This is a genomic window from Oligoflexus sp. (assembly GCF_035712445.1).
Classification (GTDB): domain Bacteria; phylum Bdellovibrionota_B; class Oligoflexia; order Oligoflexales; family Oligoflexaceae; genus Oligoflexus.
In genome coordinates this window covers 39,085-54,975 of record NZ_DASTAT010000063.1, presented here as the reverse complement: position 1 = coordinate 54,975, position 15,891 = coordinate 39,085, and the positions used below count along the sequence as shown (strand labels likewise).

At 52.2% G+C, this 15,891-nt stretch carries 14 protein-coding genes; 8 read left to right on the top strand and 6 right to left on the bottom strand.

Annotated elements, in window-relative coordinates:
- Positions 1 to 5: 5 nt before the first annotated feature.
- From VFO10_RS13110 to VFO10_RS13100, 3 genes are read left to right on the top strand one after another with little or no spacing between them, the layout of a single operon-like run.
- Positions 6 to 2,525: a beta-ketoacyl synthase N-terminal-like domain-containing protein gene (locus VFO10_RS13110; RefSeq protein ID WP_325140813.1), complete on the top strand. Its 2,520-nt coding sequence runs from the start codon at positions 6 to 8 to the stop codon at positions 2,523 to 2,525.
- A complete protein-coding gene (locus VFO10_RS13105; protein WP_325140811.1) occupies positions 2,512 to 3,321 on the top strand; it encodes a thioesterase II family protein in 810 nt (269 codons plus the stop codon). The genes VFO10_RS13110 and VFO10_RS13105 overlap by 14 nt, the downstream gene beginning before the upstream one ends.
- Entirely contained in the window at positions 3,315 to 4,355 is a 1,041-nt protein-coding gene (locus VFO10_RS13100) for a 3-oxoacyl-ACP synthase III family protein (RefSeq protein WP_325140809.1), read from the top strand. The genes VFO10_RS13105 and VFO10_RS13100 overlap by 7 nt, the downstream gene beginning before the upstream one ends.
- Positions 4,356 to 4,657: 302 nt before the next feature.
- Here VFO10_RS13100 and VFO10_RS13095 read toward each other — a convergent pair whose 3' ends face one another.
- Entirely contained in the window at positions 4,658 to 4,834 is a 177-nt protein-coding gene (locus VFO10_RS13095) for a hypothetical protein (RefSeq protein WP_325140807.1), read from the bottom strand.
- An 18-nt stretch (positions 4,835 to 4,852) separates the two neighbouring features.
- Here VFO10_RS13095 and VFO10_RS13090 point away from each other — a divergent pair, with 18 nt between their 5' ends.
- From VFO10_RS13090 to VFO10_RS13070, 5 genes are all read left to right on the top strand, one after another.
- Positions 4,853 to 6,190: an HAD-IIIC family phosphatase gene (locus tag VFO10_RS13090; RefSeq protein ID WP_325140805.1), complete on the top strand. Its 1,338-nt coding sequence runs from the start codon at positions 4,853 to 4,855 to the stop codon at positions 6,188 to 6,190.
- An 11-nt stretch (positions 6,191 to 6,201) separates the two neighbouring features.
- The gene (locus VFO10_RS13085; RefSeq protein ID WP_325140804.1) at positions 6,202 to 6,432 is read left to right on the top strand and encodes an acyl carrier protein; all 231 of its coding nucleotides are present in this window, start codon (positions 6,202 to 6,204) and stop codon (positions 6,430 to 6,432) included.
- 226 nt (positions 6,433 to 6,658) lie between these two features.
- A complete protein-coding gene (locus tag VFO10_RS13080; RefSeq protein ID WP_325140802.1) occupies positions 6,659 to 7,186 on the top strand; it encodes a 2-oxo acid dehydrogenase subunit E2 in 528 nt (175 codons plus the stop codon).
- 19 nt (positions 7,187 to 7,205) lie between these two features.
- Positions 7,206 to 8,441: an FAD-dependent monooxygenase gene (locus VFO10_RS13075; protein WP_325140800.1), complete on the top strand. Its 1,236-nt coding sequence runs from the start codon at positions 7,206 to 7,208 to the stop codon at positions 8,439 to 8,441.
- A gap of 68 nt (positions 8,442 to 8,509) precedes the next feature.
- Positions 8,510 to 9,463: an NAD-dependent epimerase/dehydratase family protein gene (locus VFO10_RS13070; protein WP_325140798.1), complete on the top strand. Its 954-nt coding sequence runs from the start codon at positions 8,510 to 8,512 to the stop codon at positions 9,461 to 9,463.
- 29 nt (positions 9,464 to 9,492) lie between these two features.
- Here the strand turns inward: VFO10_RS13070 and VFO10_RS13065 are convergent, their stop codons facing one another.
- The 5 genes from VFO10_RS13065 to VFO10_RS13045 are packed head-to-tail and all read right to left on the bottom strand — an operon-like array spanning position 9,493 to position 15,884.
- Entirely contained in the window at positions 9,493 to 12,513 is a 3,021-nt protein-coding gene (locus VFO10_RS13065; protein ID WP_325140796.1) for a response regulator, read from the bottom strand.
- A gap of 15 nt (positions 12,514 to 12,528) precedes the next feature.
- On the bottom strand, positions 12,529 to 13,356 hold the full coding sequence (locus VFO10_RS13060; RefSeq protein WP_325140795.1) for an alpha/beta hydrolase: 828 nt from the start codon (positions 13,354 to 13,356) through the stop codon (positions 12,529 to 12,531).
- A gap of 3 nt (positions 13,357 to 13,359) precedes the next feature.
- The gene (locus VFO10_RS13055; protein WP_325140793.1) at positions 13,360 to 14,277 is read right to left on the bottom strand and encodes a hypothetical protein; all 918 of its coding nucleotides are present in this window, start codon (positions 14,275 to 14,277) and stop codon (positions 13,360 to 13,362) included.
- Between the two features lie 13 nt (positions 14,278 to 14,290).
- Positions 14,291 to 14,989, bottom strand: a complete 699-nt coding sequence (locus tag VFO10_RS13050; protein ID WP_325140791.1) for a hypothetical protein — start codon at positions 14,987 to 14,989, stop codon at positions 14,291 to 14,293.
- Positions 14,990 to 15,020: 31 nt separating this feature from the next.
- Positions 15,021 to 15,884 (bottom strand): hypothetical protein, encoded by an 864-nt coding sequence (locus VFO10_RS13045; RefSeq protein ID WP_325140789.1) that lies wholly within the window; start codon positions 15,882 to 15,884, stop codon positions 15,021 to 15,023.
- Positions 15,885 to 15,891 lie beyond the last annotated feature (7 nt).

The window sequence follows — 15,891 nt, the reverse complement described above, 5'->3', positions numbered from 1 at the left end:
TAACGATGACAACTGAAACGCTGCAATCCCTTGTACTGAAACAGCATAAACATATCCTTGAACTCAAGGAGCGCTTGAAAACACTTGAAGACCAAAGTGATGATGTCGCCATCATCGGAGTTGGCTTGCGTTTGCCAGGGGACATCGAAACACCTGAAGCCTATTGGCAAGCCCTGATCACCGGCCAGGATCTGACAAGTCCATTACCAGATGATCGTTGGAGCCCGGACTTCATCAATGAAAATCGCCAGGCGCCTGGTACTTTCTACTGGCAGCGAGGTGCTTTTCTACGCTGTCTGAAAGGATTTGATCCCCAGTATTTTGGTATCTCGCGGCGAGAAGCCCTAACCATGGATCCTCAGCAGCGTCTGCTTCTGATGGTGGCCACGGAAGCTTTGGAGCGAGCCGGTGTGGCTTTGGAGCGAAAAAAAGGCGCAAAAATTGGTGTGTTCACCGGAATTATGCGCTCTGAGTATGGTCAGCGTTTGTCCCAATTGCAGGGAACGGAGAGCATCGACTTTTACCAGGGCACGGGTTCAGGTCATGGTTTTACTGCCGGCCGCCTGTCTTATACGCTTGGTTTTACTGGGCCGTCGTTGACAATTGATACAGCATGTTCCTCGTCCTTGGTAGCGCTGCATCTCGCCTGTGAAAGCTTAAAGCGTGGAGAATGCAAAGCTGCCGTGGTAGCAGCCAGTAATGTGATCCTGGATCCGGAGCTGAACATTGCTCTCTGCCAGGCAGGTGCGCTTTCTCCTTCGGGACATTGTGCCAGCTTTGACGAGGCTGCTGACGGTTATACCCGCGGTGAAGGAGCTTTGGCTGTGGTGCTGATGCCCCTGCGCGAGGCGCAAGCCCAAGGTCATCCGATCCTGGGCATCGTAAAAGCCTCCAGTATGAATCATGGAGGACCTGGGAGTGGGTTGACCATACCCAATGGCGAAGCTCAAGCGGAACTCCTGGCCGATTCTTTGAAACGCAGTGGTCTATCCCAGGATGCGATTTCATATATTGAGGCCCATGGTACCGGCACTGCGCTGGGTGATCCCATTGAAATCCAGGCCCTTGCGAGCGTCTATGGATCGGCATCCCGACCTAAACCTCTATTTATAGGATCGGTGAAATCACAGTTAGGACATTTGGAGGCCGCCGCGGGCCTCGCCTCGCTGGTGAAGTGTCTTTTGATGATGCAGCATCGCCTTATTCCTGCTCAGCATGGACTGCGGCGACTGACTACGAAAGTCGATTGGAAAGCCTATCCCTTCCGATTCGCAGACGAAGCTCAGCCTTGGTCGACGGATGAAGGTCCAAGGACGGTCGGTATCAGTGCCTTTGGTATAGCAGGCACCAACGCTCATATTATCGTGAGCGAAGGACCGCGCCCCATAGACAAGGATACAGCGTCGATCGCCGCTATCCTCCCTATCTCAGCTAAAACCGAGGAGGGCCTGTTCGAGTTGCGGGATGCTTACGCGCAACTCGCGGAAGCTGGGCGCCTCGATGCTGCGGTTCTGGTGACAGCGATGTGCGGGCGGGCTCACCATAAACACAGGTTATGTGTCGTGGCAGGCGAGCTCAGAGAATTGAATGATCAAATCAGAGAGAGGCGCATCACAGATCCTGTGCCCTACGCAGGACAGCTGCGTATGACAGTGGCATGGCCTGATGCCAGTCGTATGGCGTATTACGCGAAACTCTTGAAGAGACATCCAGGCTTTAAACAAGACCTTTGCCGTCTGCTTTCTTACGATAAGGCTGACCTTCATATCGAGAAGGAACTGCTGGCATGCGCACAGAAAGGTGAGGGGCCTCAAACTTCAGATTTGGCCATGGCTTGTCTTCTGGCGGAAGCCTATTTATGGCAGGATCTTGGCTTTAAACTGGAGGCGATAGAACGTCATGAGCTGACACGATGCGTGATGTCTGCACTTCTGGATCGGCGTCAAGAAAAGCGGCTGCTGGATGCGATGAAGCAACTCATTCCGTCCCAGGAACGAAATCCTACCCAGCACGCTGATCGAGTTTCTGCTCAAATCTGTTCGATAGGGGGACGTGCGGAGAGTGCCACATACCTCTGGATGCTGAGCATCATAGCTCGGCACTATGAAGCCGGCGCCTTCATCAACTGGGACGCATTTTCTGAGGCGCATTATCCACGTTCGGCTGACAATCCTACGAGTCCTTTTCAACTCGAAGATTTTTGGGTGGATGGACTGATCCAAAGAAGGCGAGCTCAATCGCATGAGCCGGTGGCCCCTGTATCCCCATCAGCAGGGAGTGGCCAGGCGGCTGCACCGCTGCCTCAATCGTCTCCCGAGTTTATCGGCCTCCTTCGGGAGGTCCTATCGGCTGAAATGATTGACACCAGCCTAAGTTTCATTGAGCTGGGTGGTGATTCTTTTACAGCCATGCTGCTCGTACAAAAGTTATCCCAGATTGGTCTTGATGTGAGCATGGAAGAGCTCCTCAGCAGGGAGTCTATTGGCTCGATTTTGGAAAAGGAGCGCGAGAATGCCTGCATCTAGTTTACTCTTCCAGCGCTATGCCCTACGAATGCCGGCTCGTTCTCAGCCGAAGCTGCGTTTTGTCATGTTGCATCATGCGGGTGGATCTGCGGCTTCGTTTATTCGCTGGAGCGAAGTCCTGCCAGCGGACTGGGAGGGTCTGGCCCTCGATTTGCCGGGTCGACGTGCCTCGCATGCCGAACCAGCCTTGGACAGCATTCAGGATTGCGTGGAGCATCTGCAGGAAATCTTAGCCGATTCCCTTGATCTGCCCCTGGTGATCTTTGGTCACAGCATGGGTTCGACGTTAGGTTTTGAACTCACCCGTAGTTTGCTTGCTAATGGACGCGCCGATGTTCGGGCCTTTGTGCCTTCTGCGCGCATGCCTGCACACTATTTTGCAGAGCATCACGTGCGCATGCTTCATCGTCTGCCTCGGGCTGAACTCTTGCAAGAATTGACGGCGATGGGAGGACTGCCGACGGCCTACCTGCGGCACCGTGATGCCATCGATATTCTGGAGCAGCTTGTACGAGCTGATCTCAAGCTGATCGAAACCTATCTGCCTTCCCGGCCCCTGCCGACTCTCAATGTTCCGATTTGGCCATTAGGCGGCGTCAGGGATCACTGCGTGACCTATGCTGGTCTCAAGGCCTGGCAGGACCTGTCACGGCTTCATAAAGAACCTTATCTATTCTCGGGAGGCCATTTCTATCTGGATCAAGAACATAAGCAGGTAGTGCGATACATCGAGCATAATCTTCGTCAACTTGCTGAGAAAAAAATGCCAGAACCGCAAAGGATAAACGTATGTTGAAAATACTCGGACTTGCTTCCTGTCTTCCCGGAGACCCCATCACGAACTTTGATCTGGAACGCTGCTTCGGAGTGAGCGCAGGTTGGCTCAATAAGATGACAGGTAATAGCAAACGTTATTACTGTGCGAAGCTCGATGGGGGATCGACCTTATCCCTGCTTGATATCGCGGAAAAGGCGGCAGCCAAAGCTCTTATGTCAGCGCAGGTGAAGCCTGAAAGTATAGGCTTTGTGATTCTGTCGACAGCGACCCCTGATAACCTCATGCCCGCTACAGTTCACATGCTCTTGGATCGTTTAGGGCTGAATGGTATTCCGGCCTTTCAAATTCAGGGTGGATGTACGGGTGCTTTGCAGGCTTTTTATCTCGCTGAACAACTGGCGGGAAGTCTCAACTGTCGAGGTCTTGTGGTCGGCGCTGACAGCTGTCAGAAGTTCTGGAGCTTTGGCACGCAAGCGCGAGACCTGCAACCGCAGGAACTCGTGAATATGGCCATGTTTGGCGACGGAGCTGGTGCCGCCGTTGTTTCTGCTCGGTTGAGCGATAGCGGTCTGCGCATCGAGCACATACTCTGTCGTACCGAAGGTCTGGGCCGAAAACCGGGACAGATTGCGCGCTGGTTTGGAGCGAGCGGTGCGCCTCTTGTTGCTGCCCCGGGTGGCGCCATGCGAGCCGAAGCTGCCACCGAAGAGGATTATAAAGCCATTGCGGTGGAGGTTCCTCGCCTGGCTTTGCAGGTGCTGAATGAACTCATCGCAGAGTCCCTTCATACTCCAGAAGATTATGATTACTTCCTCGGTCCACAGCTCAATTACGTGATGAGCGAGAAAATTGCCGACACGCTGGCTTTTCCGGCCGAAAAACGCATCCACTGTGTGCAGGATACAGGCAACAACGGCAACGCTTTGCCGTTCATGCAGCTCGAAAAACTGGCCCGAACCATGAAGGCCGGGCAGTCCGCATTGCAGATTGCCATCGAATCCTCCAAATGGATCGTGACCGGGATGCACATCAGCTGTGAGACTGCTTTATGAGTGAACATGAATTGGAGCATTTGAAAAACCTGCGCAGCCTGTTCAAGGCACCGGTTGATGCGCAAAAAGTTGTCGCCTTTGCTCGTCTGCATGCGGATGATGCATTCCTCATGGAAGCTCTGGGTCAGAGCCTGAATCGAGCGAGGCAAAGGGGCATCCTGAGTGATGCGTGGCGACCTCTCCGCTGTCGCATTATGGCCAGTTTCAATCCCGGCTCATTTGCCAACCTTATGATAGCTCAAGGTGCGCTGTCTCAGTTCCTGGTTGCGACTGAGGAAACTGACTACAAGCAGTGGTTTTCTTCATTGATGCAGGGTTCCACGTCGCGTGATGGAGACCCCGAGTTTCAGATCCTGCTCTTCGACGATTCTGTGGTCTTTGATCGGGTCCGATCGGCTGCTTCGTTGGACGACATCAAAAGTGCCATCGACCTTTTCCTGCAGGAGCTGGATCAGGCCCTGCATCATTTTCGGTCGCATTCCGATCACGTGATAGGTATGACCAGCCTGGTTTTAAGCCCGCGCCACTATCGAAGGCTTATCGGCATCAAAGAACGCCAGAGCTTATCAGCGATGTGGCATGAATTGAATCGGCGGATCTATGAGCTCGCCGAGCGGCATAGCAATACCCTGATACTGGATATGGATCAGGTGAGCAGCAAGGAACGCTACGCTTCAGAAAATAGGCGACTGTATGCCGGTCAGATCTTTAGTCTGGATTTCCTTGCCGATCTGAGCAGAGCGTATAGGCAGCTGTGGGAGGCCATGCTTGGCAGGAGTAAAAAATGTATCATTGTCGACCTCGATCATACCCTCTGGGGAGGTGTTTTGGGCGATGATGGAATGGATGGGGTCTTGCTGGGGGGGCTCTATCCAGGAAATGCCTACAAGGAATTGCAGGCAATTTTACGGGTCTTTCGTGAGCAAGGCGTGCTGCTTGCCATCTGCTCGAAGAATGACCGTAACAATGTGCTCCAGATGCTGCGAGAACACGATGAGCAGATTCTCCGAGAAGGAGACTTTGCCTGCATCAAGGCCAACTGGTCGCCAAAATCAGCCAATATCCAGTCCATCGCCCAGAGTCTGAACCTTGGGCTGGATGCCATGGTATTCCTGGACGATAGTTCGTTTGAGAGACAGGAAGTTGCGTTCGCCCTTCCCGAACTGCAGGTGCTGGAACCAAGGATCCTTCCCGATGATTTCGCGGCTCTGCTGCTGAAGGAGGTCAATGTTCTTGCACTGACTGTAACACAGGAAGACAGGGCAAGAACCGCGCTTTATCGATCCGAATCCCAGCGCCAGGATTTGCTCCAGGCCAGCACAAGCTATGAGGACTTTCTGCATCAAATCGGCCTGCAGTTGAAGGTGCGAAGGATGCATAAGCAATCCCTGGGACGCGTGGTTCAATTGTTTCAGAGAACCAACCAATTTAACGTTTCGGGACGGCGATACACAGAAGCGGAGCTCTCCCATGCGGAAGAGCAAGGCGGAGCGGTGTATTGCGCTGAACTCAGCGATCGTTATGGGAGCAGCGGACTCATTGCGGCGGCTGTGCTGAAGCTTGGCAGCGAAGACGGGGTATTGCACCTGGAAAACATGGTGCTCAGCTGCCGTGTATTCAACCGAGGCGTCGAGCAGGCCTTTCTAGCCAAAATATGGCAGGAACTCGCGAGCGAAACGCTGGAGAGGCTCATTGTGCCCTATGTGCCGACCAGCAAGAATGGTCGTGTCCGCGACTTTCTTATGGCCCTGAAATTTGAAGAACAAGCGGATCATCACTATGCCTATCAAAGGCCTGATCCTCTGCAACATGATTCATGGATTACCTATATTTAAAGGATGGACTGATGACAGTTAACGAAATTATGGAAGTATTGGAAACTGTCCTGGATCTCGAGGAAGGCACGACGGAGATCGACCAGGACATCGCTCATCTGTCTGGTTATGACTCTGTGCAGGCGCTCCGCCTTCTGACACATTTGGAGTCGATCTCTGGCCAGAAAATTGACTTTGAACGTTACTACAAAGCACAAACAGTGCGCGACCTTGCGGAGTTATTTCATGCCAGCTCATGTTAACGTTAAAAAAACCATGCGGATCACGGCCGGGAGAGTACCCACTTTATTCTTTCTCAAGGCTGCCAGGCAAACGGCGCATATATATCTGACAAGCGAGATCGACTGCACCCGCTTCCTGGAAAGAAAAACCGAGCTCTCGCGAACTGGTTCACCAAAGATCGGTCATGTGGCTCTCTTTACCCAGCTCGTGGCTCCTGTTCTGAAACGCTTTCCCGTGTCGAGGCAGGTGCTGCGTGAAGGTATAAGGCCAACCATTGCTGAGTATGACGGCTTGCCCATAAAAATCCTGATAAATCAGAAAAATGGGAATGATCAAAATGTGATGGCAGTGGTTATTCCACGAGCAGAAAGCTGCTCGGCAGCCGAGATTCAATCTGTGCTGGATGAGGCCAAGGCGCATGGTCATAGCCCTACAAATGGAGCCCGGCTGAAGCGTTTGCTGGGTCATCTGCCGATGCCCTTGGCCGCTTTACTGAGCAAAAAAATTCTGCAGGACTTCAAAAAGCGGGGAGCATTGCAGGGGAGTGTCGCTATCAGCTCTCTGGGGCATGCCCGGGTCGATACCTTTTTGCCACAAATTTTTGGCAGTTTGGGCTTTGGTTTGGGAACGATCAGCAGACGGGCTGCGGTCATCCACGACCGTATCGAGATAAGGCCCATGATGACGCTCGCTATGGTGTTTGATCATCGTATCATGGATGGGGCGACTGCGGCGGAAATACTGGCGGAAGTAAAATCCACTCTGGAAAATTAAATAAAAAAAGGAAGATTTTATGTCGGGAACAATCATGAAAAATCAGTTTGATGTGGTGATCGTCGGTGGCGGTCCAGGGGGATCGCTCTTATCCTTGATACTGGCTCAGCAGGGACTGCAGGTGGCGCTGGTTGAAAAGCAGAAGCAGCTGGAGCGTTCGTTCCGTGGCGAAACCGTGGCGGCCAGCTCGGTGCGCATTCTGGATCAGCTGGGGCTTCTGAATCGAATTGCGGACAAAGGCTATCTGACAGTGGAAGGTATGGCGATGATGGATAAAGGCCAGACGATCTTCACACTGGATTACGACGCGTTTCCTGGAACCTTCAAACGAGCGATAGATTTGCCGCAGCCTCATCTTTTGAGTGTGCTTCTGGAAGAAGCCTCGAAATTCCAGAACTTCACCTATCTCAATGGCTGTGCCTTCGAATCCCTTATCCGTGATGATGCTCAACGCGTCATAGGGGTTGAGGTCAGTGCTGAAGCAGGGCAATTGCGTCAGCTGTATGCGAAGCAGGTGGTGGCTTCTGACGGACGCTACTCGAAAGTACGGAAAGCAGCCGGTATCCAGGCCCAACTCAAGCCCGTTGAGCGGGATATTATTTGGTTTAAATTGCCAAGACCCAAGGACTGGAATGATCGCGGCAAACTCCTGTTGAAAGGTTCCTCTCATGTCTTCATCATTCCCACCTGGCCTGACTTTTTGCGAGTTGGGCTCAACATACCAAAGGGTGGCTTTCAGCAGCTGCGCAAGCGCGGTATCGAAGCCTTTGTGGAAGATGTCGTCAGCATTGCTCCAGAAATTGCCCCGCTGGTTCGCGAGCATGTCCGTTCCTGGAAAGATGTCACGCTGCTTGACGTCTTTGTTGCCAGCGTCGATCAATGGGCGATCGATGGCCTGCTCTTGATTGGTGATGCGTCTCACACCGTTTCGCCTATTCTTGGACAGGGAGTAAATCTGGCTATTCAGGATGCTTTCGTCCTGGGCCCCTTGCTCACGCAACTTTTGCGGTCGAAATCGACAATTTCTGCTCATGATTTTGCGGCTTACGTTGCGGAGCGGAAGAAGCACAAGACGATTGTCACGAACTATCAGTTGAAGCAGGAACAAAACCTGGCTGCTCATGGTTGGGCAGCCACGATCCGACACTACAAAATGCGGCTTTTCGATCGCTTGCCAATCAAGTATAAAGCTCTTGATCGAGTGCTGAATTACCCGGCCACAGACGCCATTGCTCGCCTCGCCGTTTCCGGTTGAGTGCAGGCTGTATAGTACTGCCTCTTAAGCAGCATTGGCTTGAAACGTCGAATTTTGAAGGACACTCCATGACCGAAAAGAATGCAGAATCCACAGCAGGCCTTCACACGATTTTAGGAGCAGGCGGCGCCATCAGCGATGGGTTGATTCAGGAGCTTACTGATGCGCGTTGCCCCTATCGGCTTGTGCGTCGGACAGCGAGTTCCGCCCCGAACACGTTCACAGCTGATTTGTGTCAAGCTGAGCAGGTTATGGCAGCCGTGGCTGGCTCCAAGGTCGTTTACCTCTTGGCTGGTCTGCCTTACAATAGTAAAGTTTGGCAGGAACAGTGGCCCAGGATTATGCAGAATACCCTTGAGGCTTGTCAGAAACATAAGGCCAAACTTATCTTCTTTGACAATGTTTATATGTATGGAAAAGTTGATGGGGTTATGACCGAAGAAACTCCATGTCGGCCGTCCAGTAAAAAAGGTGAGGTGAGACTTAAAATCGCCAAGATGCTTTTGGAAAGTGCCCAGAAAGGGCAGGTGAAGGCTATGATTGCCCGTTCGGCGGATTTCTATGGCCCTAGCGCTGGGAATGGGATTCCGAACACTCTGGTTTTCGATACTTTGCTTAAGAAGGGAAAAGCCATGTGTCTCGCCAACGCCGATAGTCTGCATGCCTATACCTATACCCCAGATGCTGCAAAAGCCCTGTTTTCGCTGGCGCAAGCTGAAGATGCCTGGGGTCAGGTTTGGCACTTGCCCACGGACCCTAATGCTCTGACAGGCAAAGCTTTTATTGAACAGTCGGCCCAGGCTCTGGGCTTGCCGCCCAAGTTCTTCGTCCTGAAGAAATGGATGTGTCAGCTGGGAAGCTACCTGAATCCTATGATTAAAGAAGTCAACGAAATGCTTTATCAAAATGAAAAGGATTATCTTTTCAGTTCCGCGAAGTTTGAAAAACGCTTTGGCTGGAAGGCTACACCTTATCCAAGTGGCATTCAGGAGACTGCCCGAGTTGCGAAACTCAGGCGCTAAGGTCCTGGTTCATAGGATGGCTGCGCTCGTTATTCTTTCTGAAGATTTTCGACGATCTGTCGGACAGCCTGCTTTGGGTTTTTGGCAACCAGAGTCGCTTGCAGTTCATGAAGCGTCTCTGGAGCTACGCTGCTGTTGGAGCTGATGTATATGGGGTGCTTGAAACCCAGAGTCCGCAGCCAGCGAATGCAGCTGATGCCATCGAAACCATCACTATCCTCAAAACTTAGATCCATGACGATAAAATCAAGGCTGCTATCGGCCAGATCCTGTTCCTTGACCTGATCCCGGAATTCCTTCCCATTCTTATAGCTGGCCATAAGCTGGAGGCCTGGCTGCAGAGACCATTGATAGCGCATCAGCGGGCTGTCTTCGACCAACACAAAATGCTTGATGGCAGGTGAAGGATGCTCTGTCCGTTCCATTGGGCTGAGTTGTGACTTGATGCTATCAAGCAAGGCGGCTCGCGACATGGGCTTTGCCATAAACTCATTGGCCCCCGACTGGTAAGCCTCGGAGTGGCTTTCGATGGTGTCACGGTGGGAATGAATGCCAATATAGGCCTGGCAGCCCTGTTTGCGAAGTTCTTTGACCGCCTCCAATCCGTCCATTCTTTGATGCCCGAAATATATATCCATGAAAATGAGGTCGGGTTTGAACTGCATCCAGGCTTCCAGAGCCTCTTCGGCGCTGGAACAGATATGGAGATGAACTTTTTGTGCGAGAGTGGGAGATTGCAGGATTTGCTTCTGCAGGACGTTGCGGTAAAGGGCTTCATCATCTGCAATAAGAATGCGACAAGGTTTGTTGAGAGACAAAGCCAGCGTCTTTTCCAGCTCCAGTTCAGCTTCGGCCTGTTGCAGTGGCAGCGACAGGGCTTGTTTCGAGAAATACTCTTTAATCTGGCTTGGACTTTGCGGCAGATTGCGGGTTGCCTCGATAGGAGTATCGCACTTTTTCAGAGTAAACAAAAACTCCGTTCCGCGCTCCCGGTCCGACTCACACCAAATGTCACCACCGTGGGCAATGATAATCTTTTTGGCAATGGCAAGACCGAGCCCGGTACCACGACTCTTCCCTTGCGTGTAGAAGGCATCGAAGAGCTGGCGCCTTTCGTCTTCGGCGATATAGCTGCCGGTATTGCCAATGACAAATTCGATGTTTTCTCCGCGATCTGTGGTCTTGAACCACAAACGACCCGGTAAATCAACAGCCTCGGCTGCATTTTTGATAATATTGGTGACAACGCGCGACACCTTTAAGTCGTCGATCAGGACCTTTTGTTTATGCTGAAAATCATAGCTGAAGGTAAGAGGCAAATCCTCGGCGTGCCGGAAATAATTCAGCAGCGCACTTTCAATCAGTGAACTTGGATCGGTGGCTTCGAGTGAGAGGCTGCCCTTGCCTCCCACTTCCATAACATCAGCGATCATGCCGTTCACCTGATACAGCGAGCGCTCAATCTCGGGACCGAATTCACCGATCAGCGACATAAGTTCATTATATGTCCTGGCACGCCGCATCTGATCAAGAAGACTTTGGGTGAGCGAAAATGGTTGTCGCACATCATGAGCCAGCATCTGTGTCGTACGGGCGATGGTCAGCATGGTGGAGACCCCAGCCAGGCGATCGTTCATGGCCCGGATTTGTTTCAGGGACTTATCCAGGCTGACGATATAGGGACTCAGATCAGCCAGGATTTCTTTAATGAAAAGGCTGCGGTCCTCAGTTAAGCCGAGAAAGACAAGGTACCGATCATCGACTTTTATTGCTGGGTCGCTTGAATAAAGGCCAGGCAAATCCTTGACGACATGAATCTCTGGCCAAGCGAAATGCGAGGCCAGAACATCGCGCAGTTGCGACCGGAATATTTCGGGCTGGCTGAGCAGATTTTTCAAATCCAGGATGATACGAGTCAGGAAGAAATGAACGTGTGGCCCAGAAAGATGTTTTGGAATGGGAATAATGGATTCAATCTGCGCAATTCCAGCCGAATCTAGAGCAGCCTGCCTGACTTTCATGTCAAACTTCTTCCAGTTTTGAAAGCCTGTGATATTGCGGTAGCGAATGGCCCGGTTGATGCACTGTAATGCCCCTGGATGCTCGCCGAGATGCAGCTGGATCAAGGCAGAAATACGATAGAACTGGGAGTTGATGGCGTGATCGTAGTTCTCTTCCTTATGCTCCTCGAGTATCGCATGAAACTCACTGGTGATCACATGGGCATAACCGCGCAAAGCGATGGGGAGAAGCTGAATGATTTGAGAAATAGGGGCATAGCGCAGGAGCTTCTTTTCCTGATGCAGTTTTTTGAACTGACTGCAGAGCACCTCGGAGTTCACGATGTCACCGGAATAGGAGGTCCAATACAGGCAGGAAATCTGAAAGATCGTTTGATAGTATGGGTCTTGAGGGAGAACCGGCAGGATCGACTTGATCAGGCCCGGGAGATGCGCGAGTCGGTTGGTAACAAAGTTGGTGTAAGGATACGCGGCAACAATAATGTTTTCGGCAGCTTTCGGAATGGTCCGGTTTTGCTGACGCCGACGCATCACCCAGTGGAACATGAGGCTGGCGAGAGGATAGCCTGCTTTGGGTTTGCCGCCAATGGCCAGCATATGGCCGATCAGGAAGAGACAGGTCATCCAAAACCGCAGACGCGGATACCAAATCGAGATCCAAAGCATCTGAAACAGCGCTCTATAAGCCTGTTTATGGTCCACCCAAAAATAGTGGGAATAGAGTGCATAGTTAAACACCAATCTGGCAAAGCTTCGACGCGGGTAGTGTGGCAAGGGCTTGGGGAGACCCAATCCGATCTTGACACGTAGAAGAATGATGTCGGCTTCGACCAGATCCCTGAGCTGTGGCCTCAGCTCGCTGGTATCCATGCTCTGTGAATGTAAGAACGCTTCGCGCAGCTTCCCAGACCAGGTGAATTCCCAAAGATCTTTGACCGATTGGGGTAGATCGCTTGCGGTCAAGGTTTTTAGATCCTGTTTTGCATAGACCCCAATATATCCCTGGAGGGCATGGCTGCGCTGAAGCATGGGCTCGTTTCCTTTTTACTTGCGTTGGATTCCGACCCGTATGGCGCTCAGCAACTCCTGCTTTTGTTCCAAATAGGGGAGGTGCTCACAGTTATCAATTTCAATCAGCAAGCTCTGCTGAAAGTATTCCTGCAGCTTCAGCGAATTCCCATGAGGCATAAGCCGATCCTGCTTCCCGGAAATGATGGTCAGAGGCACAGGGACTTTCCTGTTCGGGAAGAGCTTTTCTGTAGCGAAGGCTTTAAACGCGCGCATCTGCCCTGCGAATGTCCGCCTTGGAGTGGGCTTTTGCATTTGCCGATCGTGAATGTCCCGCAAGCCAGCTTCCTTGTTTTGGATAACATCCTGTGACGTGCAAAGGCCCCACATGCTCAGAGCCATCTCCCAGGGAGTTTCCCCTTTGGGACTTTCAAGCTGCGCAAGGAAGTCTCGACCGGGGGCAACATAAAGACTGCCGCCACCCGTCGTGGCGAGCAGAAGAAGTGATTGGATCCGTTCGGGGTGGGATGCCGCAAATTGCTGCGCAATACAGCCACCCAGGCTGTAACCTAGCAAATGAAAGGGCTCAAGCTGAAGGTGGCTCACAAGGTCGAAGAGATCATCGGCCATGGTTGGTACTGTAATGTCCTCAATTTGGGCAGGATGGAAACTGTATCCAGTGCCCCGATTATCAAGCAGCAGCAAGTCATAGCTTTGATGCAGCTCATCGAGAAAGTCCTGGCTCCATGACGCTATGCTCCCGGAATAACCCATGACAAGGGCAAGCGTCTCGCGTCCTGGTTCTCCCTTGACCCAATGTTGGAAGTGAATACCACGTGGTGTTTTCCCATCTTGAATGGCCATCTTTTATGCTCCTTGATGAATGAGGGCAAAGCCCTGCAATTGCAAAGCTTGACTAAGTTCGTTGACCAGGTCCAACTGCTCGGTACCCGATAAAATACAGTATAGTCTGTGGTGATAGCTATAGACCGTCAGGGTTATGGACGCATAAGGCACTGCGCTCGGGAACATATAAAGGTCGGTGGCAGCAGCGCTCAGTTGAGGTAGAGCCCCTGATGGACCAGGCAGGGCCCCGACACTGGTAACCAGCGGGCGTAGAGCCAAGGGACCCGGGTCAGGGGATTGCAGGGTCTGCGTGTAGATCTTCTGACCCGCCGCTTCCAAAAAACGCTTCCAAATATTTTTCGGAGCGGATAGCAGCTTTGCGAGTTGCGGAGCTGCCAGGTCAATAGTCACGAACTGGTTTCCAAAACGGGCCTGCATGTTTTCGGGAAGATTCAGATGCTTGACCATGCGTACTCCCGCTGTAAGGAGCGACGGCAAAGTCAACAGAAGTCTTTGGGTAAGGGTTTGATCCGAACTTGAGATATCGACACTATCTTTTCGAAAGACCCAAAAGCGATCGGGGGTATAAGCCTTCTTCGGCAGCTCCTTGGCTTGGGCAGCCGAGGATTCGGATAAGGCGGTATTGATGGCTGCAAGCCCTCTCTGGGCATCGACGAGACAATGCGGGATATTGACCAGAATGGCACTTTCTGTGGGATGGGAATAGTCCAGAACCTGGAGGTCCTCTAATATCTCAGCGCCACTGATGGGCCAGGCGTGCTCGCTTGCATAATGCGTCAACTCACTCTGCAAATTTGCGAAATAGTTTTGGATACGCGCTCTGTCCCGGGCGTCTGCGCCCAGCAGAATATAGCGACAGCCAGATCGGTTGCCGGCTTGATAGAAGAAATTATTGGTGGCCTTCACCCCTATGCTCATGTTCGGATGCGCCTCACATCGCAACGCGGAGGAACTGTTTGAACTGCTGGAGCCATATGCGATCGCAGGCCTCCCGATAAGTCTGGAGGCTTTCCGCGTGGACCATGAAGTTCACCTGGGCTCGTTTCTGGATCTGTTCCACTATATTGTCATGAAGGAACATTTGATGCACCTCCCGGACGACCTGGAAGAGTTCGCTGCGACTGCTTTTTGTGGGCTCATCATGGAGACACTCGGCCATGATAGGTGCAAAATTCAGATGCCGTATTTCATCCAGCTCAACCTCAAGATCCATGGCCAGGATACGCGGATCGCTGCAAGCACTGCGGCGGTATTCAAAGGCTCCCATGGCGAAAGACTCCAGGCATACATGCAGACTGGCGATGAGCTTTAAAGGGGAGTCTGCACTCTCCACCAAAGCTTGCAACTGCCGATAGTAAAGAGGCATCTCTTCTTGGGGAAAATCGACGTCGAGCTCCCTAATGGCTTTCCAATAGAGACGTTCATGTCTTTCCTCGTCCAGAAGTTGGCTATCGATCATGCGCTTGATAGCGGCCTGGTCAAACATTCCGCGGAGCTTCACAAGCGCCGGTTGAATTACCGTTTCACCCCAGGCAGTCTGGGCCAAAAGCACGGCTAATTCCCTGGTGTGAAGATGCTGCTGGTCTTTCTTGCTGCCAACAGCTTTTAACATCGACTGTGATAGAGGCATATAAAGTTTCCTTGCCCGTTGGGTCACGCCCTTAGCCTGAAAAAGCCACCTCGAGATCCTGCTGATAGCCTTTGTTGGGCAAATTCAGCATGAGCAGAGTAAAGTCTCGTAGCATGGCTAGCTTTTGTTGATTGTGCCCAAAACAATTGATGTACCTGGTGCCGCCCTTGTCGCCGTCCCGCCATGGGGTGGAAACCAGGACCGGGCCGCCGCTGTCACGTGTAAGCTCCTTGAGGGATTTCTTATAGCCTTTGGCGAACGCTGCATCGAACAAAGGGGAGCTCGCATCGGGCTTTCCGTAAAAGGCTGGGACACGACATACAGACATGAGAAGATCGCGATACGCGGCTTCAGGGCTCATAAGCTCGCGAGCATTTTGCACAGCATCCTGGCCTTTGATCCCTACAAAGGGTACAAAGTTCTTGCGCAGAGTATGCAGGGGCTGATTCAGGAAATCCTCGGAAAATATGCCGAGCAGCACACGTTCCAAGGCTGCTGGCTTAAACGGACTGCCTTTCTGCAGGCCGAGGCGAGTCAGGGCCTTGGCTGGAGAAGACCATTCAGGATGATGGCACTGGCGGAAAATTTTGTCGAAGCGCCGGTAGAAATGTTCGATGGGCATCGCCAACGCGTCGCCATGCACAGCGTGGAATCCTAAATACGCAAATGCGCCGCCTGAGAAGCCGTAGACAGCCTTCATCCGATGCAGGCGATCCATTCCCAAGGCGCGTAGGAAAAGATAGTGTCGCGTGGCGCTTGGTCCCGTGCTGTCTAGAATGAGGGTGGTGTCCTCGGGACGATGCTGCGCAAAAAACGCATCAATTCGGCCTTTAAACGAGGCTACAAGCCGCTCACGATTGGCTAATTGACTGGCATAGAGCGCTCTGGTCATCATACTGCAC

What these genes read in the sequence shown, in the direction of transcription:
- VFO10_RS13110 (WP_325140813.1), top strand. Translation starts at nt 6, where the DNA reads ATGACAACTGAAACGCTGCAATCCCTTGTACTGAAACAGCATAAACAT.
- VFO10_RS13105 (WP_325140811.1), top strand. Translation starts at nt 2,512, where the DNA reads ATGCCTGCATCTAGTTTACTCTTCCAGCGCTATGCCCTACGAATGCCG.
- VFO10_RS13100 (WP_325140809.1), top strand. Translation starts at nt 3,315, where the DNA reads ATGTTGAAAATACTCGGACTTGCTTCCTGTCTTCCCGGAGACCCCATC.
- VFO10_RS13095 (WP_325140807.1), bottom strand. Translation starts at nt 4,834, where the DNA reads ATGCGACCGAAAATGATGCAGGGCCTGATCCAGCTCCTGCAGGAAAAG.
- VFO10_RS13090 (WP_325140805.1), top strand. Translation starts at nt 4,853, where the DNA reads ATGACCAGCCTGGTTTTAAGCCCGCGCCACTATCGAAGGCTTATCGGC.
- VFO10_RS13085 (WP_325140804.1), top strand. Translation starts at nt 6,202, where the DNA reads ATGACAGTTAACGAAATTATGGAAGTATTGGAAACTGTCCTGGATCTC.
- VFO10_RS13075 (WP_325140800.1), top strand. Translation starts at nt 7,206, where the DNA reads ATGTCGGGAACAATCATGAAAAATCAGTTTGATGTGGTGATCGTCGGT.
- VFO10_RS13070 (WP_325140798.1), top strand. Translation starts at nt 8,510, where the DNA reads ATGACCGAAAAGAATGCAGAATCCACAGCAGGCCTTCACACGATTTTA.
- VFO10_RS13065 (WP_325140796.1), bottom strand. Translation starts at nt 12,513, where the DNA reads ATGCTTCAGCGCAGCCATGCCCTCCAGGGATATATTGGGGTCTATGCA.
- VFO10_RS13060 (WP_325140795.1), bottom strand. Translation starts at nt 13,356, where the DNA reads ATGGCCATTCAAGATGGGAAAACACCACGTGGTATTCACTTCCAACAT.
- VFO10_RS13055 (WP_325140793.1), bottom strand. Translation starts at nt 14,277, where the DNA reads ATGAGCATAGGGGTGAAGGCCACCAATAATTTCTTCTATCAAGCCGGC.
- VFO10_RS13050 (WP_325140791.1), bottom strand. Translation starts at nt 14,989, where the DNA reads ATGCCTCTATCACAGTCGATGTTAAAAGCTGTTGGCAGCAAGAAAGAC.
- VFO10_RS13045 (WP_325140789.1), bottom strand. Translation starts at nt 15,884, where the DNA reads ATGATGACCAGAGCGCTCTATGCCAGTCAATTAGCCAATCGTGAGCGG.